The organism is Fructilactobacillus sp. X8R2C1 (assembly GCF_059900955.1).
Map to the genome: position 1 here is coordinate 1 of NZ_JBWXVI010000016.1, position 433 is coordinate 433.

At 50.3% G+C, this 433-nt stretch carries 5 tRNA genes; all 5 read right to left on the minus strand.

The features are described 5' to 3' along the window. The 5 genes from AC6UD6_RS06955 to AC6UD6_RS06975 all read right to left on the minus strand — a co-directional run bounded on the left by AC6UD6_RS06955 (position 1) and on the right by AC6UD6_RS06975 (position 431). Positions 1–74: transfer RNA gene (locus tag AC6UD6_RS06955), tRNA-Arg, on the minus strand. 9 nt (positions 75–83) lie between these two features. Beyond that, positions 84–169: transfer RNA gene (locus tag AC6UD6_RS06960), tRNA-Leu, on the minus strand. A 16-nt stretch (positions 170–185) separates the two neighbouring features. Next, positions 186–257, minus strand: a tRNA-Gly gene (locus AC6UD6_RS06965). Between the two features lie 5 nt (positions 258–262). Then, a tRNA-Thr gene (locus tag AC6UD6_RS06970) sits at positions 263–335 on the minus strand. A gap of 23 nt (positions 336–358) precedes the next feature. Continuing rightward, positions 359–431 (minus strand) — tRNA-Lys (locus AC6UD6_RS06975). Between the last annotated feature and the right edge of the window lie 2 nt (positions 432–433).

Here is a 433-nt window from a genome sequence, read left to right on the forward strand (position 1 = left end):
TGCACCTAGTAGGAGTCGAACCTACAACCTTCTGATTCGTAGTCAGACACTCTATCCAATTGCGCTATAGGTGCATAATAATATGCCGAGGACCGGGATCGAACCGGTACGGTCATCACTGACCGCAGGATTTTAAGTCCTGTGCGTCTGCCAATTCCGCCACCCCGGCATTATAAATTGACATAAGCGGAAGACGGGATTCGAACCCGCGACCTCCACCATGGCAAGGTGGCGTTCTACCACTGAACTACTTCCGCATAAATGCCGACTAGAGGATTCGAACCTCCGACCCCCTGTTTACAAGACAGGTGCTCTGCCAACTGAGCTAAGTCGGCATACATGCTATTTATATAAATAATGAGCCGTGGCGGGTTCGAACCGCCGACCCTCTGATTAAAAGTCAGATGCTCTACCAACTGAGCTAACGGCTCAA